At 64.9% G+C, this 20996-nt stretch carries 21 protein-coding genes; 12 read left to right on the top strand and 9 right to left on the bottom strand.

Annotated features, from left to right (window positions below):
• Position 1 precedes the first annotated feature (1 nt).
• Positions 2–757 carry a divergent polysaccharide deacetylase family protein gene (locus tag IFU31_RS09960; RefSeq protein ID WP_192102829.1) on the top strand — a complete coding sequence of 252 codons (756 nt, stop codon included), beginning with the start codon at positions 2–4 and terminating at the stop codon, positions 755–757.
• A gap of 34 nt (positions 758–791) precedes the next feature.
• On the opposite strand, the gene IFU31_RS09955 is transcribed toward IFU31_RS09960, so the two are convergent.
• The 7 genes from IFU31_RS09955 to IFU31_RS09925 all read right to left on the bottom strand — a co-directional run bounded on the left by IFU31_RS09955 (position 792) and on the right by IFU31_RS09925 (position 9635).
• Positions 792–1550, bottom strand: a complete 759-nt coding sequence (locus tag IFU31_RS09955; RefSeq protein WP_192055856.1) for a substrate-binding periplasmic protein — start codon at positions 1548–1550, stop codon at positions 792–794.
• An 86-nt stretch (positions 1551–1636) separates the two neighbouring features.
• Positions 1637–2092, bottom strand: coding sequence for a chemotaxis protein CheW (locus IFU31_RS09950; RefSeq protein ID WP_122714520.1), 456 nt, complete (start codon positions 2090–2092; stop codon positions 1637–1639).
• Positions 2085–6158: a response regulator gene (locus IFU31_RS09945; RefSeq protein ID WP_192102828.1), complete on the bottom strand. Its 4074-nt coding sequence runs from the start codon at positions 6156–6158 to the stop codon at positions 2085–2087. The genes IFU31_RS09950 and IFU31_RS09945 overlap by 8 nt, the downstream gene beginning before the upstream one ends.
• A 2-nt stretch (positions 6159–6160) precedes the next feature.
• Positions 6161–8218 carry a methyl-accepting chemotaxis protein gene (locus IFU31_RS09940; RefSeq protein WP_192102827.1) on the bottom strand — a complete coding sequence of 686 codons (2058 nt, stop codon included), beginning with the start codon at positions 8216–8218 and terminating at the stop codon, positions 6161–6163.
• A gap of 58 nt (positions 8219–8276) precedes the next feature.
• Positions 8277–8816, bottom strand: coding sequence for a chemotaxis protein CheW (locus tag IFU31_RS09935; RefSeq protein WP_185794914.1), 540 nt, complete (start codon positions 8814–8816; stop codon positions 8277–8279).
• A gap of 9 nt (positions 8817–8825) precedes the next feature.
• On the bottom strand, positions 8826–9191 hold the full coding sequence (gene pilH, locus IFU31_RS09930) for a twitching motility response regulator PilH (RefSeq protein ID WP_122480669.1): 366 nt from the start codon (positions 9189–9191) through the stop codon (positions 8826–8828).
• Positions 9192–9245: 54 nt separating this feature from the next.
• On the bottom strand, positions 9246–9635 hold the full coding sequence (locus IFU31_RS09925) for a response regulator (protein ID WP_122714517.1): 390 nt from the start codon (positions 9633–9635) through the stop codon (positions 9246–9248).
• Between the two features lie 192 nt (positions 9636–9827).
• Here IFU31_RS09925 and gshB point away from each other — a divergent pair, with 192 nt between their 5' ends.
• From gshB to IFU31_RS09890, 7 genes are all read left to right on the top strand, one after another.
• Positions 9828–10781 (top strand): glutathione synthase, encoded by a 954-nt coding sequence (gshB, locus tag IFU31_RS09920; protein ID WP_122795940.1) that lies wholly within the window; start codon positions 9828–9830, stop codon positions 10779–10781.
• Positions 10782–10870: 89 nt separating this feature from the next.
• Entirely contained in the window at positions 10871–11776 is a 906-nt protein-coding gene (locus IFU31_RS09915; protein WP_192102826.1) for an energy transducer TonB, read from the top strand.
• Between the two features lie 61 nt (positions 11777–11837).
• Positions 11838–12407 carry a YqgE/AlgH family protein gene (locus IFU31_RS09910; protein ID WP_122480502.1) on the top strand — a complete coding sequence of 190 codons (570 nt, stop codon included), beginning with the start codon at positions 11838–11840 and terminating at the stop codon, positions 12405–12407.
• Entirely contained in the window at positions 12407–12847 is a 441-nt protein-coding gene (ruvX, locus tag IFU31_RS09905; protein WP_122480503.1) for a Holliday junction resolvase RuvX, read from the top strand. Before IFU31_RS09910 ends, ruvX begins: the two co-directional genes overlap by 1 nt.
• A 223-nt stretch (positions 12848–13070) precedes the next feature.
• A complete protein-coding gene (gene pyrR / locus IFU31_RS09900) occupies positions 13071–13589 on the top strand; it encodes a bifunctional pyr operon transcriptional regulator/uracil phosphoribosyltransferase PyrR (protein ID WP_122480504.1) in 519 nt (172 codons plus the stop codon).
• Between the two features lie 11 nt (positions 13590–13600).
• Entirely contained in the window at positions 13601–14605 is a 1005-nt protein-coding gene (locus IFU31_RS09895; RefSeq protein WP_122480505.1) for an aspartate carbamoyltransferase catalytic subunit, read from the top strand.
• Positions 14602–15873: a dihydroorotase gene (locus tag IFU31_RS09890; protein WP_192102825.1), complete on the top strand. Its 1272-nt coding sequence runs from the start codon at positions 14602–14604 to the stop codon at positions 15871–15873. The genes IFU31_RS09895 and IFU31_RS09890 overlap by 4 nt, the downstream gene beginning before the upstream one ends.
• Positions 15874–16185: 312 nt before the next feature.
• Here IFU31_RS09890 and IFU31_RS09885 read toward each other — a convergent pair whose 3' ends face one another.
• On the bottom strand, positions 16186–16593 hold the full coding sequence (locus tag IFU31_RS09885; RefSeq protein WP_122480507.1) for an NINE protein: 408 nt from the start codon (positions 16591–16593) through the stop codon (positions 16186–16188).
• 249 nt (positions 16594–16842) lie between these two features.
• Here IFU31_RS09885 and IFU31_RS09880 point away from each other — a divergent pair, with 249 nt between their 5' ends.
• Positions 16843–17478, top strand: coding sequence for a C40 family peptidase (locus IFU31_RS09880; RefSeq protein ID WP_122480508.1), 636 nt, complete (start codon positions 16843–16845; stop codon positions 17476–17478).
• A 226-nt stretch (positions 17479–17704) separates the two neighbouring features.
• Here the strand turns inward: IFU31_RS09880 and IFU31_RS09875 are convergent, their stop codons facing one another.
• Positions 17705–18739, bottom strand: a complete 1035-nt coding sequence (locus IFU31_RS09875; RefSeq protein WP_122480509.1) for a type IV pilus twitching motility protein PilT — start codon at positions 18737–18739, stop codon at positions 17705–17707.
• Positions 18740–18805: 66 nt separating this feature from the next.
• Between IFU31_RS09875 and IFU31_RS09870 the strand changes: the two genes are divergently transcribed.
• From IFU31_RS09870 to IFU31_RS09860, 3 genes are read left to right on the top strand one after another with little or no spacing between them, the layout of a single operon-like run.
• On the top strand, positions 18806–19546 hold the full coding sequence (locus IFU31_RS09870) for a YggS family pyridoxal phosphate-dependent enzyme (RefSeq protein ID WP_192102824.1): 741 nt from the start codon (positions 18806–18808) through the stop codon (positions 19544–19546).
• Positions 19543–20364 (top strand): pyrroline-5-carboxylate reductase, encoded by an 822-nt coding sequence (proC, locus tag IFU31_RS09865; RefSeq protein ID WP_185794909.1) that lies wholly within the window; start codon positions 19543–19545, stop codon positions 20362–20364. The genes IFU31_RS09870 and proC overlap by 4 nt, the downstream gene beginning before the upstream one ends.
• 21 nt (positions 20365–20385) lie before the next feature.
• Positions 20386–20976, top strand: coding sequence for a YggT family protein (locus IFU31_RS09860; protein ID WP_122480512.1), 591 nt, complete (start codon positions 20386–20388; stop codon positions 20974–20976).
• The last annotated feature ends 20 nt before the right edge of the window (positions 20977–20996 follow it).

The following is a 20996-nucleotide window of genomic DNA, read 5'->3' as shown; positions in this document are numbered from 1 at the left end:
CATGCGCCGCATCCTGTTGCTGGCCGTGCTGTTGCTGACTGCCGGCCCGGCCTTCGCCGGGCCGGCGTACCTGAGCCTGATCATCGATGACCTGGGCCAGTCCCCGGCTCGCGACAGCCGCACCCTGGCTCTGCCCGGCCCAGTGACGCTGGCAATCATGCCCGACACGCCACACGCCGCAGACTTTGCCCGCCAGGCGCACAAGGCCGGGAAGACCGTGATGGTGCACATGCCCATGGATCCTGCGACCGGCCCGTTCGCCTGGCGACCCGACATGCCTGCCAGTGAGCTACTCGCTCGCCTGCAGGCCGCGCTGCGCGCCGTGCCGTATGCCGCCGGTTTGAACAACCACGAAGGCAGCCGCATGACCTCGCAGCCCGAGGCCATGGCCCTGTTGATGAACGAGCTGCAGCAGCACGGCATGTTCTTCGTCGACAGCCGCACCAGCGCCGCCACCGTGGCCGCCGCCAAAGCCCAGGGCATCGGCCTGGCCAGCCTCTCCCGGGACGTCTTCCTGGATGACACGCGCACCGTCGAGGCCATCGCTGGCCAGCTCGAAAAAGCCATTGCCTTGGCACACAAACAGGGCACGGTGGTGATCATCGGACACCCCTATCCACAGACCCTGGAAGTGCTGGAGCGCGAACTACCGCGCTTGAAGGCCAGGGGAGTGGAGTGGATACCGGTCCGGCAGATGATCGGCGAGCGCGGCAATCGCGCCACGGCCGCCCATGGCAAGGGCGGGATCTACCACTGATTCGCCATCGCCCTGTTTCATGGAGTGCCGTGTCTCATAGATAGTCGGCGAATACCCGATCGACGAAACCGTCGCGGCGCATCTCATCGAGTGATCGTTGCAGACGCTCGACCACTGCCTGCGGTGTGTCCTTGTTCAGCGCCAGAAACAGCTCGGCGCTGTTGAAGCGCAGCACGGTCTTGAGCCCGTTGATCCCTTCCAGACGTGCCAGATAGCGGCCAGCCGGATCGCCCGTGGCCCACAGGTCGATCTGGCCATCCAGCAACTTGCGTGCGTTGTCCTGGTCGCGCAGGGCGACGATCGGGCGCATGTCGCGCTCGGCAAGGCTCTGCGCAATGGCATCGCCCTTGTAGGCGCCGATCCGGTAGGGTCGGGCCTGGTCGAGGGTCTCCAGGGTGATCGGGCTGTCCGCACGGGCCAGCATGATCCAGTCATCCGGACCCAGTGGGCCAACCCATTTGAAGGCCTGTTCGCGCTCGGGCAGGCGCGCGGTGACGAACACCCCATAGCCGGCATTGCTCAGGGCCAGCTTGTAGATACGGTCCCAGGGAAACCGCAGGGTCATGCTGTAGGGGATGTCCGCCCGGCGGAACATTTCGCGCACGAGTTCCGCTGCGATGCCGCGGATGTTCTCTTCCTGGGCGAAGTTCTTGTCGTTGCTGGCCATGTTGTAGGGTGGGAAGTTTTCGGTCAGCAAGACCATCGAATAGCCTGCCGGGACCTCGGCGCGCACGGGGCTGCCACTGAGCAGCGCAGCACAGAAGGCAAAGGCGAGAAAAGTGCGGTCGAGCATTACGAGGTCCCTGCAGCAAAGGCAACGCCAGAGTGCCGGTCAGGCCGACGGCTGTAAAGCCCTGCAACGATTACGTGACAAGGTGTCTACACCGCGCTGTGCAGCAGGTTTTCCAAGGCTGTGAGGTCCGGCACCCGCGCTACGGTTTCGCCGACCTGCACCGCCGCCATTTCCAGCGGCTTGAGCGGCACGTCAACGTAGCTGAGCTGGCTGTCGACCCGGCACGAGCGAGGCACGTGCTGGATCAGTACGGCAATGAAACGCGTCGAGGTTTCACCCAGTGCATTGAGCACGACGATACGGGCGCGCTCGCCGATCACCGCTTCGCCGCCGCTGGCCGCTTCGAAGCTGACCAGCGGCAGGCGCAGGTTGCGCCACTCGATCATTCCCAGGTGCCAGCGCGCGGCGCCGAGCACCGGTTCACCGGGCAGATAGTCGATCAGCTCGGCCACCGCCACGTTGGGCAGCAACAGGCTTCGATCGGCCAGGGGCAGCACCAGCGCGGTAAGGCTGTCGCGGCGGCCGATCGCCCGATCAAGCATGGACCTGGCCCCAGCGTTCGATGCATTCCAGCAACTGGCTCTCCTGATAAGGCTTGCCCAGGTACTCGTTGACGCCAATGGCCATCGCCCGCTCGCGATGCTTTTGCCCCGTACGTGAGGTGATCATGATGATGGGAAGGTCCTTGAGCGTGGGATGCTGGCGGATGCGCCGGGCGACCTCGAAACCGTCCATGCGCGGCATCTCGATGTCCAACAGGAGAATATCGGGGCTGTGTTCCTGCAACAGCGCCATGGCGTCGACCCCGTCCTTGGCGGTCAGCACCTGCATGCCATGACGCTCGAGCAAGCGACTGGTGACCTTGCGCACGGTCACCGAGTCGTCGACCACCAGGACTTGCAGGCGCCGTACCTGCGCGCCGTGCTGATAACCGGCGCGAGCCACGGCCACACCCTGACGGGCCCGCAGCTGAGCCAGCAGGTCGAGGATCAGCACCACGCTGCCATCGCCCAGGATGGTCGCGCCGCCCAGGCCCGGCACGGCCGCGAACTGGCTTCCCAGGCTTTTCACCACGATTTCGCGGGAGCCGGCCAAGGCATCGACCTGCACCGCCACCTGCTGATCGAACGCGCGCACCAGCAGCACGGGCAACGGTTGGCTCTGCGCCGTCAGCGAGGGGACGGCGAGGCCGTGCAGCAGGGTGCCCAGGTAGCGCAGGTCATACACCCGCCCGGCGTAGCCGTAGCGCGGTGGGGCAGACTGATAGGCATCGTGCAGCTCGCCTGGCATGACCCGCACGATCCCCTCGATGCTGTTCAGGGGAATTGCATACTGCTCTTCGCCACACTGCACCATCAGGGCGCGGTTGACCGACACGGTGAACGGCAGGCGAATCTGGAACCGCGCACCTTGCCCCGGCCGCGAGTCGATACTCATGGCGCCGCCCAGCTGCTTGACCTCTTCGTGGACCACGTCCATGCCCAGGCCCCGGCCGGAGATCTGCGTCACCTTGGTGGCGGTGGAGAAGCCAGGCTGGAGGATGAACTGCAGCACGTCGTGGTCGCTGAGGTCGCTGTGCGGATCCAGCAAACCACGCTTGATGGCCTTGGCGCGCACCGCTTGCAGGGGCACCCCGGCACCGTCGTCACTCATTTCGATGACGATGTCGCCGCCTTGGTGAAGCAGTGCCAGGCGAATGTGCCCCGCCGCAGGCTTGCCGGCGGCCAGGCGCTGCTCGAGCGGCTCCAGGCCATGATCGACGGCATTGCGCAGCATGTGTTCGAGCGGCGCGATCATGCGTTCCAGCACGCTGCGGTCCATCTCGCCCTGGGCCTGGCTGACTTCGAACTCGACCTCCTTGCCCAGCGCTTCGGCCACCTGGCGCACTACACGCTGCAGGCGCGGCAGCAGGCGCTCGAACGGCACCATGCGCGTGCGCATCAAGCCCTCCTGCAACTGGCTGTCGACGCGCGCCTGTTGCTGCAGCAACGTCTGTGCTTCCAGGTTGCGGCCGGCCAGGGTTTCCTTCAGATCGAGCAGGTCCGAGGCCGACTCGAACAGGGCCCTCGACAGCTGCTGCAGGTGTGAATGACGGTCCATTTCCAGTGGGTCGAAGTCTTCGTAAGCCTGACCATCGACCTGCTGACGGCTGAGGATGCGGCCTTGGGTTTCGGTATCGAGGCGGCGCAGCTGATCGCGCATGCGCTCGATAGTGGTTTCCATTTCCTGCAGCGCCGCCTGGGCGTCATTGACCTGCTGCTCGATGCGTCCGCGAAAGATTGCAGTTTCCCCCGCCAGGTTGCCCAATTCATCGAGCAGCTCGGCGCCGACCTTGATCACATCGACGGGACCACGTTCGGCGGCCACCGGTTCGGCAACTGCGGGCTTGGCCGAAGCAGCTGGCCCGGCGTGCCCGGCTGGCTCACTGCCCGCGGCGAATTCGGCGATCGCGGCAATCAGCTTTCCGGCGGCCGGCAACGCCTGCCGCGAGCGGACCGCGTCGAGCATCTGGGCCAGGCGGTCGTGACCCTTGTGCAGCAAGCCAAACAGTTGGCTGGAGGCCTGCAACTGCCCCTGGGAGATGCGCTCGTACACCGATTCCAGCTCGTGGGCCAGGTCGCCCAGCGGACCGATCTCCACCATCCTGGCGCCGCCCTTGAGCGTGTGCAGGTCGCGCAGCAGGTTTTCCGCTTCGAGATGGTTGCCCGGTTCGGCCTGCCAGCGCACCAGTGCCGCGCCTGCGCTCTCGACGATGTCCAATCCCTCTTCGATGAAGATACCCAGCAATTCACCGTCGGCGTCGTCCACCTGATCGATTCCAGGCTCCAGCGGGCCTGGATGCGACGAGTGCCGAGATGCCCCTTCGTAGCCGGGTTCGCTCAGCCAGCGCCGCTGGGTCTGCTCGATGGATTCCTCGGTGAATGACCCTTCATCGTCGGCATCTGCCGCAGCGACGTTGCCAAGCAGGGCAAGATCGATCACCGCGCCGCCTTCGCGTTGCACCACACCCATGGCGTGCGGGGCCAGGGCACCCTGCAGCAGTGCCCGCAGGGCACGCACGTGAGTGGGCTGGGCCTTGACCTCTTGGCCGGCCGCCAATTGATCGAGCATGCCGATCATGGCCTCCTGGGCCTGTTCGGCCTGCTGGAAAAAATCCGTGCTGACACTCAGGCTGCTTTCTTCGACCGCGCCATACAGATCGAGCAGCGCCTCGCACAGCTCGTCGAGCGCCTGCACGTCCGTCAGTTGCGCCTGTTCGCCCAGCAGGGTCAGCTGGTCGAGCAGCCGTGGCAACTCCACACGGCTGGCCGGCGTCTGTTGCCAGCGCTGCAGCAAGCGCTCGGCATCGAGCAGGATATCCATGCCCTCGTCGAGCAACCGCTCGATCAGTTGCGGCGCCTGGACCTGCCGGGCATCGCCCAGCGTCTGTACGCCCTGCAGGCGTTCGGTGGTGTGTTCCTGTACCTGCCGGATCAGCTCGCCGGCACCGGGAATGGGCGTCAGCGGCTGCGCAGGCAATTGCAGCAGCTTCTGCCGCATCAGATAGTGGGCATCGCCCAGCAGGCCCAGCGTTCGGGCCTGGAACGGCAGCCGGTGGGCACGCAGCTCGCGGGCCATGACGTCGAAGGCCGTGGCCAGTTCGGCCAGCGGCGTGACACCGGCCACCAGCGCGCTGCCCTTGAGCGTGTGCAGGGCACGCTGCAATTCGTCGGTGACGGCGACGTCGTTGCCCTGCTCGTCCAGGGCGAGAAATCGCTCCACGGCGCTCAGGTGGCTCAAGGCCTCGCTGTGGAAGATCTCCAGCAATTGGGTATCCACGGGGTCGGGCTCCGGGCCCGTCGCGGCATGCGCCTCGCCGTGTGGGTCTGTTGGCGCAGCCGCTGCCAGGCCAGCCTCGGCCACCGCCAGCAGGCTCTCATGGGCAAGCTGCGGTGCTTCGCTGGTGCGCTGCAGGTAATGCTCGACCGCCGCGAGTGCAGCCGTCACCTGCTCCAGGGGCACAGGTACCGATGCCGTCGGCTCGTCCAACAGGTGCGCTTGAACGGCGTCATTGCAGCCTTGCAGCACCGCGGCGGCCCTGGGCAACGGCAGCATGACCAGCGCACCGCGCAGCTGGGTGAGCAGCGGCACCAAGGTGCGCAGCCGTTGCCGGTCCCAGCGGCCGTCGCTGGAATCGGCCAGTATGTCCCTGGCCTCCTGCAGGCCGAAGCGGGTTTCGCGCATCACCAGTTGGCGAATCTGCACCAGGTCGGTGCTGGACGTCTGCTGCTCATCGCGCCCCGGCGTATCGCTGGGTCCCGCCATGCCCGCCAGCGTGGCTTCGACATAGAGCAGTGCCCCGGCGACGTCCATCAACACGGCATCGTTGGGCTCGCGGGTCCCCTGCACCAGGCTCTGGATCACCGCCAACTGGTCGATGATGACCTTGCGCGGCTGGCCGAAACCGAGCACAGCCAGGGCATCGGCAATCTGTCGCAACGATGCCGTCAGGCCGTTCAACTCCTGGGTGTACTCGCGACCACCGCGCACGAACAGGTCCAGCTGCTCCTTGACCTTGAGCAACTCCTCGCACAACGCGGGAAGTACGTATTCGTGCCGTTCAGCCATGATCACTCCGCAGTTGCATCGGCACTGGGCGCCGGCAAGGTGAAACCGGACACCGAACGGCGCATCTCGCTGGCCATCTGCGCCAGATTGCCGATGCTTTCAGCCGTTGCACTGGAGCCTGAAGAGGTCTGCTCGGTGATCTGCTGGATCACCGACATGGTGTGCGAGATCTGTCCTGCCGAACTGGTCTGCTGCTGGGCAGCGCTGGAAATCACCTGGATCAGCTCGGCCAGATCCTGCGACACGCCCTCGATCTCTTCCAGGGCGATCCCGGCGTCGTGAGCCAGGCGCGCACCGCGCACCACTTCGAACGTGGTCTGTTCCATGGAGATCACTGCCTCGTTGGTGTCGGCCTGGATCGCCCGCACCAGCGTCTCGATCTGCCGGGTAGCCGATGACGAGCGCTCGGCCAGGCGTTGCACTTCGTCCGCGACCACGGCAAAGCCACGCCCGGCCTCGCCAGCCATGGAGGCCTGGATCGCCGCGTTCAGGGCAAGGATGCTGGTCTGGTCGGCAATGTCGTCGATCAGGCTGACGATGTGGCCGATTTCCTGGGATGATTCGCCCAGCCGCTTGAGGCGCTTGGCGGTGTCCTGGATCTGCTCGCGAATGTTGTCCATGCCCTGGATGGTGTTGTTCACCACCTCGCTGCCCTTGTTGGCGATGGTCACCGAACGATCCGCAACCTTGGCCGACTCCCAGGCGTTGGTCGACACCCGGTCGATCGACTGGGCCATGTCGCTGATCGCCACCGATGCGTCACTGATCTGCTGCGCCTGATGCCCCGAGGCCCGCGCCAACTGGTGGGCGGTGGCCTGGGTGTCCTGCACGGCCGTAGCGACCTCTTCGGCGGTGAGGTTGATGGTGGCCACCAGATCGCGCAACTGGTCGATGGAATGATTGATCGAATCGGCGATGGCACCGGTGAATTCCTCGGTCACCGAGGCGGTCACGGTCAGGTCGCCATCGGCCAACCCACCGATCTCATCGAGCAGGCGCATGATCGCCGCCTGGTTGCGCTCGCTTTTCTCTGCGGTCTGGCGCAGTTGCCGTTTGGTTTCGCGCACCATCACCAGGGCGATCAGAATGATCGAAGCCAGCGCCGCCAGGCCCAGCACATAGCCACCGACGGTACCAGCGGAACGCCCGCTGGCCAGGTTCTCGAAGCCGCTGGCCAGGCGCGAGGCTTCTTCCAGAAGGCTCTGCGACTGATTGAAGATATTGCTGGCCGAGGCCCGCACCTGAAACAGTTCGGGCGAGGTTTCCAGGATCTCGTCGACACTGCCCGAGACGAACTGGAACAACTCGGCGATCTCGCGCAAGCGCGCGCGTGCCTCCGGATCTTGTACCTGGGTCACCCGGATCAGCGCATCGCCGTCGAGCATGCCGCCCAGCACCTGGCCGAAACGGTTGGCGTCGCGGCCGAAGCTTTCTGCAGCCTGGGCCGCGCTTTCGTCGCCGGACAGCACCGTGTTGACGGCGCCCAGAATGCGTTCGGCGAGCAACGACTGGCGCTGCGCCACGGCAACCTGGCTGGCTGGCGCGGCGCCGCGCAGCAGCGTGTCGACGACCTTGTCGTACTCGACCTGCAGTTGCGGCACGGTTTCGGCCAGGGTCGCGGCCACCTGATGCAGCGACAGCACCGTCTGTTCGCTGGCCAGGATCGCATCGGAATTGTGGCGCAGCTCGTCCCAGTCGCGCTGCACCAAGCGCATCTGTTCGCGCATCGCCGCGGGGGCCGCAGGCAGCCCGGTGGCGCTGTCGCCTTCCTTGAGAAAACCCCAGCGGCGCTCGAAATCGTTGCGCGCGTCGGCCAGCAACTTGAACGCTGCAGCCTTGCCCGCCGCCGCCTCGGTGGCGTTCTTGGCGATGCGCTGCGACAGCACGCGCAATTCGCCGGCATGGCCGATGTACTGCTTGTCGTAGGTGGATTGAGTGTTGAGGTAGGTGAAATTGGCGAACAGCAGAACGATGAAGATCACCAACGCCACGAACAGGCCGATGATCTGCGCGCCGGCTCGGGAGCCCAACAGAGAGTTGCCTGGCCAGCGCTTGGTCATGATGTGGGCCCGTGTAGGGCGAGTCTGCTGGGGGAAGTACGGATACGCATAGGCATGCTCAGAGTGCTACATCCAGGAAAGCGGGGGCCTGTACCAGCCGGGCCGGGCTGAACACGCACCAGGGGTGTTCACGCAGGAAGTGGCCCTGCAGGAACGGCGCGGCGGCAGCCAGCGCCATTTCGGGCAATGATGCCTGGTGGTTGGCCGAGCTGAAATGCTGCAGACCGGCGACCTCGTCCACCAGCAGGCCGACGAAGATGTCCGCTCGGTCCACCACCAGCACCCGGTGCTGTTTGCGCTGCGGCGACAGGCCATGGCCGAAGAATCCGCCCAGGTCGATGACCGGCAACAGCCGCCCGCGCAGGTTCGACACGCCCACGACCCAAGGCCTGACCCCCGGCAGCCGCGTGCTGCGTGGCTCGGGCAGCACTTCGGCAACCTCGCCCATGGGCGCGACGTACCAGTGCCCGGCCAGACGAAAACCGATGCCGCTCCAGGTCTGCAGGCGCAGTTCCTGCGAGGGCAGTTCGGCGGCCAGCAGGCGACAACGCTGGTCGATATCGAGCAGCAGGTCGAAGGCGGTGCGTGACTCCAGCATCGGCGTGGGTCAACCGGCCAGGACGGTGTTCAACGTCTGGATCAAGGTGTCCTCGTCCACCGGCTTGGTCAGGTAGCCCTTGGCCCCCTGGCGAGTGCCCCAGACCTTGTCGGTTTCCTGATCCTTGGTGGTGATCATGATCACCGGAATGTGCGCGGTCTCTTCGTCCTTGTGCAACTGGCGGGTCGCCTGGAAGCCGTTCAAGCCGGGCATGACGATGTCCATGAGGACGGCGTCGGGCTTCTCCTGGCGGGCCAGGGCCACACCATCGGCACCGTTCTGGGCCTTGAGCACTTCATGACCGTGCCGTTCCAGCATGCCGGTGAGTTTGTAGGTTTCCGTCTGCGAATCATCGACGATCAGGATTCGAGCCATGCTGTTCCCCATGCGGTAAAGGCCCTGGCACGCGCCAGGGCTGGACAACGTTCGCTACGCGGCGAAACCCGGCACATGGGTGCGGATCGCGGCGAGCAGTTCTTGCTTGCTGAAGGGCTTGGTCAAAAATTGATCCGAGCCGACACTGCGGCCGCGAGCCTTGTCGAACAGGCCATCGCGCGACGACAACATCACCACCGGAATGGCGCTGAAGGCGCTGTTGCTCTTGAGCAGCGCGCAGGTCTGGTAGCCATCCAGGCGCGGCATCATGACATCAATGAAGATGATATCGGGACGTTCGTCGACGATCTTGGCCAGGGCATCGAAGCCATCGAGTGCGGTGATCACTTGGCAGCCTGCCTGTTCGAGCAACAGTTCGGCGCTGCGACGAATCGTCTTGGAGTCGTCGATCACCATGATCTTGAAGGCTTCGGACGTTTTCATGGAGGCTCTGATGTGCGCTTGCCCCGACGGGCGCCTTCGCGGGCAATAAAGAAGTCCGAGCCTTTTTAGCACACTCTCCAACAGCGTTCCATCGGCCGCTGCCCCTTGACCTGCGGGCCATGCGGCGCCACCCTGACGCCACTTTCCAAGACCCATTCGCAAGCGGCACGTCCCGCGTACAGGAGCTACCCCATGAGCGTTCGCCTCGGCATTGTCATGGACCCGATCGCCAACATCTCCTACAAGAAGGACAGCTCGCTGGCCATGCTGCTGGCGGCCCAGGCACGCGGTTGGTCGCTGTTCCATATGGAAATCCAGGACCTGTATCAAGGCCAGGGTCAGGCCCGCGCGCGGATGCGTCCGCTCAAGGTCTTCGCCGACCCGCAGCACTGGTTCGAGTTCGAGTCGGAATTCGACGCGCCGCTGGCCGATCTCGACGTCATCCTGATGCGCAAGGACCCACCCTTCGACCTCGAATTCGTCTACAGCACCTACCTGCTCGAACAGGCCGAGGCCGCGGGCGTACTGGTGGTGAACAAGCCGCAGAGCCTGCGCGACTGCAACGAGAAGATGTTCGCCACGCTGTTCCCGCAACTGACCCCGCCCACGCTGGTCAGCCGTCGGGCCGACATCCTGCGCGAGTTCGCCGCCGAACATGGCGACGTCATTCTCAAGCCGCTGGACGGCATGGGCGGCACCTCGATCTTCCGCCATCGGGTGGGCGATCCGAACCTGTCGGTCATCCTCGAAACGCTGACGGCCATGGGGACCCAGCAGATCATGGCGCAGCGCTACCTGCCGGCGATCAAGGACGGCGACAAACGCATCCTGATGATCGACGGCGAGCCGGTGCCCTACTGCCTGGCGCGTATTCCCGCCAGCGGCGAGACTCGCGGCAACCTGGCAGCCGGGGGGCGTGGCGAAGCGCGTCCGCTGAGCGACAAGGACCGCTGGATCGCCGAACAGGTCGGCCCGTCGCTGCGCGCCCGGGGCCTGTTGTTCGTCGGCCTGGACGTGATCGGCGAGCACCTCACCGAGATCAACGTCACCAGCCCGACCTGCATCCGCGAAATCGACGCGGCATTCGGCACCGACATCGGCGGCCAATTGATGGACGCCATCGATCGCAAGCTCAAGGCACGCTGACCCTACGCCCCTGCTCCGGGTTATGATGCACGCCCTTTCAGTTGCCGGGCGCGCATCGCCGCCCGGGTTGCACGCCTGCCGGATTCTTCATGACGCTGCCCGCCGACCTCCCTGCTGAACTGACCCGCATCGGCGCCCGCCCTGCGGATCGGCTGGGTTTTACCCTGTTCCTCGCCGCGCTGCTGCACGTCGCCCTGATCGTCGGCGTGGGCTTCGGCACGCAGCCGCCTACCCAGATCAGCAAGACCCTGGAAGTGACCCTGGCACCGCTCAAGAGCCAGACCGCGCCCAAGGATGCGGATTTTCTTGCCCAGGACAACCAGCAAGGCAGCGGCACCCTGGACAAGAAGGCCGTGCCCAAGACCACTGAAGTCGCGCCCTTCCAGGACAGCAAGATCAACAAGGTGACGCCACCGCCTGCGCCCAAGCCGGTCACCCAGCCCGAGCCTGCACCGCTGAAGAAGGCCATCGCCACCACGGCCCCCCGGCCGGTGAAGACCGAGGCACGACCGCCACCGGTCAAGCCCGACCCCAAACCAAAGGCCGCTACCCCGGAATTCGACAGCTCGCAGCTGTCCAGCGAGATCGCCAGCCTGGAAGCCGAGCTGTCCCACGAGCAGCAGGCCTACGCCAAGCGTCCGCGCATCCACCGTTTGAGCGCGGCCTCGACCATGCGCGACAAGGGTGCCTGGTACAAGGATGATTGGCGCAAGAAAGTCGAACGCATCGGCAACCTCAATTACCCCGACGAGGCACGCCGCCAGCAGATCTACGGCAGCCTGCGGCTGATGGTGTCGATCAACAGCGACGGCTCGCTCTACGAGGTGTTGGTGCTCGAATCGTCCGGCCAGCCGCTGCTCGATCAGGCGGCCCAGCGCATCGTGCGCCTGGCCGCGCCGTTCGCGCCCTTCACCGGCGATCTGGCCGACGTCGACCGCCTGGAGATCATCCGTACCTGGCGCTTCGCCAAGGGCGATCGCCTGCAGAGCAATTGAGACACATGAAACTGCGCCTGCAAGCTTGTCAGGCTGGCAGGCCGACGCCACACTACAGGTCATGAAAAACCTCGAAACGAGCTACCTCAGGAACCAGTTCCTGATCGCCATGCCGCACATGGCGGACCCCAATTTTGCCCATACCTTGACCTACATCGTCGAGCACACGCCCAATGGCGCGATGGGCCTGGTGGTCAACCGCCTGCAGGACCTGAACCTGGCCGACATACTCGAGCAGTTGCGGCCGGACACCGAACCACCGGCTTCCTGCCAGCAGGTGCCCATCTACAACGGCGGGCCGGTGCAGACCGACCGCGGCTTCGTTCTGCACCCCAGCGGCCCGGTGTTCCAGGCCACGGTCGAGCTGGGCGAGGTCTCGCTGTCCACCTCCCAGGACATCCTGTTCGCCATCGCCGATGGCGCGGGTCCCGAGCAAAGCCTGATCACCTTGGGCTACGCCGGCTGGGAGGCCGGTCAGCTGGAAGCCGAACTGGCCGACAATGCCTGGCTGACCTGCCCCTTCGATGCCGACATCCTGTTCAATACCGACAGCGACCAGCGCCTCGGCGCGGCGGCGGCACGCCTGGGCATTAACCTCAGCCTGCTGACCAGCCAGGCGGGCCACGCCTGATGAGCGCACCCAGACTGCTGCTCGGCGTGGATTACGGCACCAAGCAGATCGGCTTCGCGGTTGGCCAGGTGATCACCGGCCAGGCCCGTGAACTGTGTACCCTCAAGGCCCAGAACGGCGTGCCCGACTGGACCCGCGTCGAAGCGCTGATCAAGGAATGGCAGCCGGACGCCATCGTCGTCGGCCTGCCGCTGAACATGGACGGCAGCCCCAGCGAAATGAGCGAACGGGCAGAAAAGTTCGCCCGCCGCCTGAACGGCCGCTTCAACATCCCGGTGCACACCCACGATGAACGGCTGACCACCTTCGAGGCCAAGGGCGAGCGCATGGCCCGTGGCGGGCAGCGCGGCAGCTACCGCGACAACCCGGTCGACGCCATCGCTGCCAAGCTGCTGCTGCAAGGCTGGCTGGAGGCGAATGCGCTGGGTGGCAACAGCTGAAGATGACAGCAGCTGCACCCCACCCCCCTGTAGCAGCGGTGCAAGCCGCGTCGGGCCTCGACGCATTTTTCCAGATACACCGCACGACCGCCGACGCGGCTTGCGCCGCTGCTACAGGTGCGGCGCAAGCCGCGTCCGGCCTCGGGGCATTTTTCCAGGCATACCGCACGGCCGCGTCACACCGCACCCCTCTCTTCGGACGATCTCAACCACAGGAGCACACATGAGCCTTCCCAACCCGGCCGAGCTGATCGGCGCGATGGCTGTCGACCTCAAGGCCCATCTGGCCAGGCGCTCCATTGCCGAGCCGCGCTACATCGGCATTCACAGCGGCGGTGTCTGGGTCGCTCAGGCGTTGCTGCAAGCCATGGACAGCAAGGCTGCGCTGGGCACCCTGGACGTGTCGTTCTACCGCGACGACTTCAGCCAGAACGGCCTGCACCCGCAAGTGCGCCCCTCGGCCCTGCCCTTCGAGATCGAGGGCCAGCATCTGGTGCTGATCGACGACGTGCTGATGAGTGGCCGCACCGTCCGCGCCGCCCTTAATGAACTGTTCGACTACGGCCGCCCTGCCAGCGTGACCCTGGTGTGCCTGCTCGACCTGGACGCCGGCGAGCTGCCGATTCGCCCCGACATCGTCGGTGCCACCCTGTCGCTGGCTGCCCATGAACGGGTAAAATTGCTCGGCCCGTCCCCGCTCGCCCTCGAGCGCCAGGACCTCGTTTCCGCCTCCAGCCTTTAAGAGCCCCCGCCATGACGCCTATCGACGCCAAGCGCCCGCTGCAGCTCAATGACCAGGGCCAGCTACGCCATTTTCTTTCCCTCGACGGCTTGTCCCGCGAACTGCTGACCGAAGTGCTCGACACCGCCGATTCGTTCCTTGAAGTCGGCGCCCGTGCGGTCAAGAAAGTCCCGTTGCTGCGCGGCAAGACCGTGTGCAACGTGTTCTTCGAAAACTCCACGCGCACGCGCACCACCTTCGAGCTCGCCGCCCAGCGCCTGTCGGCCGACGTCATCACCCTGAACGTGTCGACCTCCTCGACCAGCAAGGGGGAAACCCTGTTCGACACCCTGCGCAACCTCGAAGCGATGGCCGCCGACATGTTCGTCGTGCGCCACGCCGACTCCGGGGCCGCGCACTTCATCGCCGAGCACGTCAGCCCGGAAGTGGCCATCATCAACGGTGGCGACGGCCGCCATGCCCACCCGACCCAGGGCATGCTCGACATGCTCACGATTCGTCGGCACAAAGGCGGCTTCGAGAACCTGTCGGTAGCGATCGTCGGCGACATCCTGCACTCGCGGGTAGCGCGCTCGAACATGATCGCCCTCAAGACCCTGGGCTGCCCGGACATCCGTGTGATCGGTCCGAAGACGCTGTTGCCCATCGGCGTCGAGCAGTATGGCGTCAAGGTGTTTACCGACCTGGAGCAGGGCCTCAAGGATGTCGATGTGGTGATCATGCTGCGCCTGCAGCGTGAACGCATGACCGGTGGCCTGCTGCCCAGCGAAGGCGAGTTCTATCGCCTCTACGGCTTGACCACTGCGCGTCTGGCCGGTGCCAAGCCCGACGCCATCGTCATGCACCCAGGGCCGATCAACCGTGGCGTCGAGATCGAATCGGCCGTCGCCGATGGACCTCATTCGGTAATTCTCAACCAGGTCACCTACGGCATCGCAGTCCGCATGGCGGTGTTGTCGATGGCCATGAGCGGGCAGACGGCCCAGCGTCAATTCGAGCAGGAGAGCGTCCAGTGAGCCTCAGTATTATCGGTGCACGGGTGATCGACCCCGCCAGTGGTCTGGACCAGATCAGCGACCTGCATATCAGCCAGGGGCGAATCGTGGCCATCGGCGATGCGCCCGCCGATTTCACCGCCAGCCAGCGCCTGGACGCCAGCGGCCTGGTGGCCGCGCCCGGCCTGGTCGACCTCAGCGTGTCGCTGCGCGAGCCCGGCTACAGCCGCAAGGGCACCATCGCCAGTGAAACCCGGGCCGCAGCTGCCGGTGGCGTCACCAGCCTGTGCTGCCCGCCGCTGACCAAGCCGATCCTCGATACCTCGGCAGTGGCCGAGCTGATCCTGGATCGCGCCCGCGAGGCCGGGCATGCCAAGGTGTTTCCGATCGGTGCCCTGAGCAAGGGCCTGGAAGGCGAGCAACTGGCGGAACTGATTGCCTTGCGCGATGCCGGCTGCATTGCTTTCGGCAATGGCCTGAACAGCTTCGGCAACCACCGGACGTTGTGTCGTGCGCTTGAGTACGCCGCAACGTTCGACCTGACGGTGATCTTCCATTCCCAGGACCGCGACCTGTCCGCCGGCGGGCTCGCCCACGATGGGCCCACCGCCGCTTTCCTCGGCCTGGCGGGTATTCCAGCCACTGCGGAAACCGTCGCCCTGGCGCGCGACCTGCTGCTGGTCGAGCAGAGCGGCGTGCGTGCGCATTTCAGCCAATTGACCACCGCCCGCGGCGTCGAGCTGATCGAACAGGCCCAAGGCCGCGGCCTGCCGGTCACGGCGGACGTGGCGCTGTACCAATTGATCCTGACCGACGAGGCGCTGACCGGGTTTTCCAGCCTGTATCACGTGCAACCGCCGCTGCGCTCGGCGGCGGATCGGGAAGGCTTGCGTGCGGCGGTGAAGAAGGGCGTGGTGCAGGCCATTGCCAGCCATCACCAGCCCCACGACCGTGATGCCAAACTGGCCCCGTTCGGTGCGACCGAGCCGGGTATCAGCAGTGTCGAGCTGCTATTGCCGTTGGCCCTGACCCTGGTGCAGGACGGCTTGCTCGACCTGCCGACCTTGCTCGCGCGCCTGGGCCAGGGCCCGGCCGAGGCCATGCGCTTGCCGGCAGGCCGCTTGCAGGTGGGCGCGGCGGCGGATCTGGTGCTGTTCGATGAAGGCGTCTCGACGGTGGCCGGCGAGCGCTGGCTGTCCAAGGGCGCCAACTGCCCGTTCCTCGGTCACACGTTGCCGGGCGCCGTGCGTTACACCTTGGTGGATGGGCATATCAGCTTCACTGGCTGATCCCCCCCGCTCCTACAGACGACACCATCCCTGTAGGAGCGGTCAGCGGCCGCGAAAGCCTCGCCGCAGTACGGCTGATGCACCGCACTCACTTCTTCGCGGGCAGAGCCCGCTCCCACAGACGACCACCCCCGTAGGAGCGGTCAGCGGCCGCGAAGGCCTTACTGTGGTCTGCCTGATGCACCGCACCCACTTCTTCGCGGGCAGAGCCCGCTCCCACAGACGACCACCCCCGTAGGAGCGGTCAGTGGCCGCGAAGGCCTCGCTGCGGCCTGCCTGACACAGCGCAGCAGGGGCTGCAGCCTGAACGACCTACCCGCGCTGCGCGTTCTTCATCGACACCTGATCATTCAGCGTCCAGAAGTCATAGAGCACGCCCACCAAGAACAACCCCCCAGTCAGCAGGTAGATCACCCCGGTGATCCACTTGCCCATGTACATGCGGTGCACACCGAACAAACCGAGAAAAGTCAGCAGTACCCAGGCCACGTTGTAGTTGGTCTGGCCGCTGTGAAAGCGCATGTCGGCGTGCCGGTCCATGGCCGGAATCAGGAACAGGTCGATAAGCCAGCCGATGCCGAACAGCCCCAGGGTGAAAAACCAGATCGTCCCGGTCACCGGCTTGCCGTAGTAGAAGCGATGAGCACCGGTAAAGCCCAAAATCCACAACAGGTAGCCCATGACTTTGCTGTGGGTATCGTGGATCCGATAGCTGTTCATTGTTGATGTGCGCCCTCTGATATAAAAATTTTTTGAACGGTTTTGTGACTTTTTTGCCCCGTCCCGACGTATGGCATTTCTGTGACCGACATCGGCTGAACCCTTGCAGCACCTGAGTCGCGTGCCGCACAAAGGACAATTCTGCGCCCGATTGGTGCCATTTGCGACCTGCGTGCCTCGACCAGCGGATTAAAAACCACACAAAAAGCTGTTATAAAGTTGCGCGCCTACCCACATGAGCCCTGCCGAATGCGTCCATTTTTCAAGACATGGCTGACCATCTGCCTATTATTGCCCCTGGCCGCCCACGCCACCAATCGTGAGCAACGACTTCCCGCTGGCTTCAATGGCTACACCGCCCAGTCCGCTACCGAACAATCGCAACGCGCCCCACGCATCGTCGTGACCCGCCCTGCCAGCAACAACCAGGCATTGGCCAAGGTTACCGCGGTCAAGGTCGGCAGCGCCTCGTCCAAGCAGAGCAGCGATGTGCTCAGCCGTGCGGTCAACGTGCTTGGCACCCCCTATCGCTGGGGCGGCAGCAGCCCGAGCAAGGGTTTCGACTGCAGTGGCCTGGTCAAGTATGCCTTCAACGACGTGAAAGCCGTTGATCTGCCGCGTACGTCCAACGCCATGGCTGCGGGCCACGGTGTCAAGGTTGAACGCAAGGACCTCAAGCCGGGTGACCTGGTGTTTTTCAACATCAAGAGCCGCAAGGTGAATCACGTCGCCATCTACCTGGGCAACGACCGCTTCATCCATGCCCCGCGTCGTGGCAAGGCTGTGACCATCGACACCTTGAAGAAACCGTACTGGAACACCCACTACGCTGTCGCCAAGCGCGTCCTGCCCAAAGAGCCCGCGCTGCGCATCGTCCAGCGCTGATCCCTCTTTCCGCGGCGTGCCCTTCGCGGCCACGGACCGCTCCTACTGATGACCGCAATTGTCTGTAGGAGCGGTCATCGGCCGCAACGCATTCACCGCAGGGCATCAGCCCGACCGCGGTGCGCCCTTCGCGGCCACTGGCCGCTCCTACGGATGACTGCCATTCTCTGTAGGAGCGGCCAGTGGCCGCGAAACGTACGCCACGGTGCAGCGGGATATGCACCGTTCAGAAGTTGTCCGGGGACTTGGCCTTTTCGCGGGCCGAGTCGCGGCTGATGATGCCCTGGGCGAGCAGGTTCTTCAGGCACATGTCCAAGGTCTGCATGCCCAGCGATCCACCTGTCTGGATCGACGAGTACATCTGCGCGACCTTGTCTTCACGGATGAGGTTACGAATCGCCGGGGTGCCGATCATGATCTCGTGCGCAGCCACCCGCCCGCCACCAATCTTCTTCAGCAAGGTCTGAGAAATCACTGCCTGCAGCGATTCGGACAGCATTGAACGCACCATCGACTTTTCCTCTGCCGGAAACACATCGACCACCCGGTCGATGGTCTTCGCCGCCGACGTGGTGTGCAGCGTGCCGAACACCAGGTGCCCGGTCTCGGCCGCCGTCAACGCCAGCCGAATGGTTTCCAGGTCGCGCATTTCGCCCACCAGGATCACGTCCGGGTCCTCCCGCAACGCCGAGCGCAAGGCGTGGGAGAACCCCAGGGTGTCGCGGTGCACTTCACGCTGGTTGACCAGGCACTTCTTCGACTCGTGGACGAATTCGATCGGATCTTCCACGGTCAGGATGTGATGGTGCTTGTTGCTGTTGAGGTAATCGATCATCGCCGCCAGGGTAGTCGACTTGCCCGACCCGGTCGGCCCGGTGACCAGCACCAGCCCGCGCGGCACTTCGGTAATCTTGCGAAACACATCTCCCATGCCCAGGTCGTCCATGCTCAGCACCTTGGACGGAATGGTCCGAAACACTGCACCGGCACCACGGTTCTGGTTGAACGCGTTAACCCGAAAGCGCGCCACACCGGGCACTTCGAAAGAAAAGTCGGTTTCCAGAAACTCCTCGAAGTCCTTGCGCTGCTTGTCGTTCATGATGTCGTAGATCAGCGCCTGGACCTGTTTATCGTCCAGCGCCGGCAGGTTGATACGGCGCACGTCGCCATCCACCCGAATCATCGGCGGCAGGCCTGCGGACAGGTGCAGGTCGGATGCGCCTTGTTTCGCACTGAAGGCCAACAGCTCGGTAATGTCCATGAGACTCCCCAAATACAGACAAGCAGGTAGAATGCCGCAGACCTGAAACCCGCCGGCACGAATTCAATGTCCACGATAGCAGACAACATTTCGCAAGTGAGTGCCCGAATCGCAGCCGCTGCTCGACAGGCGCAACGCGAGCCCGGCCAAGTCGGCCTACTCGCGGTCAGCAAGACCAAGCCTGCCGCCGCCATGCGCGAGGCATTCGCCGCCGGCATCCGTGACTTCGGCGAAAACTATCTGCAGGAAGCCCTGGGCAAACAGCTGGAACTCGCCGACCTGCCCTTGATCTGGCACTTCATCGGCCCCATTCAATCGAACAAGACGCGCGCAATTGCCGAACACTTCGACTGGGTACATTCCGTGGACCGCCTCAAGATCGCCCAACGGCTCAGCGAACAACGCCCGGCCGCGCTTGGCCCCCTGAACATCTGCATCCAGGTCAATGTCAGCGGCGAGGCCAGCAAGTCCGGCTGCGATCCCGACGACGTAGACACCCTGGCCAGCGCCATCGCCGCGCTGCCCAACCTGCGCCTGCGTGGCCTCATGGCCATACCGGAGCCCACCGATGACATCGCCCTGCAGAACGCTGCCTTTGCCCGCGTGCATGCGCTGCAGCACGATCTGCCAATGCCGCTGGACACCTTGTCCATGGGCATGAGCCACGATCTGGAGGCAGCCATCGCCCAGGGCGCCACGTGGGTGCGCATCGGCACGGCGCTGTTCGGCGCGCGCAACTACTGCCAAGACACCTCCCCGGCGCACACCGCTGTGGCCTCCTCACCTCTGAGCAAGGATCCTTCATGAGCAACACTCGTATTGCCTTCATCGGCGCCGGCAACATGGCCGCCAGCCTGATCGGCGGCCTGCGCGCGCAGGGTGTCGAAGCCAGCCACATCCGCGCCAGCGACCGCGGCGCCGAACAGCGTGACAAGGTAGCGGCCGAACATGGCATCGAGGTGTTCGCCGACAACGCCGAGGCCATCGAGGGGGTCGACGTGGTGGTGCTGGCCGTCAAGCCGCAAGGCATGAAGGACGTGTGCCAATCGCTGGCACCGAGCCTGGCACCCGGTCAACTGGTGGTCTCGATCGCCGCGGGCATCAACTGCGCGAGCCTGCAGGCGTGGCTCGGCGAGCAACAGCCGATCGTGCGCTGCATGCCCAACACCCCCGCGCTTTTGCGCCAGGGCACCAGCGGCCTGTACGCCACCGCCGACGTCAATGCCGAACAACGCCAGCAGGCCGAAGACTTGCTGGGCGCGGTCGGCCTGGCCCTTTGGCTGGATGAAGAACAGCAGCTGGATGCGGTCACCGCCGTGTCCGGCAGCGGCCCGGCCTACTTCTTTCTGTTGATAGAAGCCATGACCGCCGCCGGGGAAAAACTCGGACTGCCGCACGAGACGGCTGCCCGGCTGACCCTGCAGACCGCCCTGGGCGCCGCGCACATGGCCGTGGCCAGCGACGTCGACGCTGCCGAACTGCGTCGTCGCGTCACCTCACCCGCCGGTACCACCGAAGCGGCCATCAAGTCATTCCAGTCCGAAGGGTTCGAAACCCTGGTGCAGAACGCCCTGAACGCCGCCGCTCGGCGTTCGGCCGAGCTGGCCGAACAGCTGGGTCAATAACCAGGTCATCAAGGAGCTTTCATGTACGGTCTCAATACCGCGGCGATCTATGTCGTGCAAACCCTGGGCAGCCTGTATCTGTTGATCATGCTGCTGCGCTTCGTGCTGCAGCTGGTGCGTGCCGACTTCTACAATCCGCTGTGCCAGTTCATCGTGCGCGCCACGCAGCCGCTGCTCAAGCCGGTGCGGCGGATCATCCCCAGCCTGTTCGGGCTGGACATGTCCTCGCTGCTGCTGGCCATCGTCATCCAGATGATCATCATGGCGCTGACCTTGCTGCTCGCCTACGGCACCACCGGCAACCCCTTGCAGTTGCTGGTGTGGTCGATCATCGGGGTGACCGCGCTGTTCCTGAAGATTTTCTTCTTCGCCATGATCATCAGCGTGATCCTTTCCTGGGTCGCGCCGCAGAGCCACAACCCGGGTGCCGAGCTGGTCAACCAGATCTGCGAGCCGGCTCTGGCGCCGTTCCGGCGCATCCTGCCCAACCTGGGTGGCCTGGACATCTCGCCGATCCTGGCCTTCATGGTACTCAAGCTGCTGGACATGCTGGTCATCAACAACCTGGCCATGAGCACCGGCATGCCGCAGATCCTGCGCCTGCTGATCTGACCGCTGCACGCCGCCTGCGT

Source organism: Pseudomonas sp. CFBP 13602 (genome assembly GCF_014842725.1).
In the GTDB taxonomy this organism is placed as follows: domain Bacteria; phylum Pseudomonadota; class Gammaproteobacteria; order Pseudomonadales; family Pseudomonadaceae; genus Aquipseudomonas; species Aquipseudomonas baltica.
Note: the sequence above shows the minus strand (reverse complement) of the source record. Positions and strands in the feature narration are given on the sequence as shown.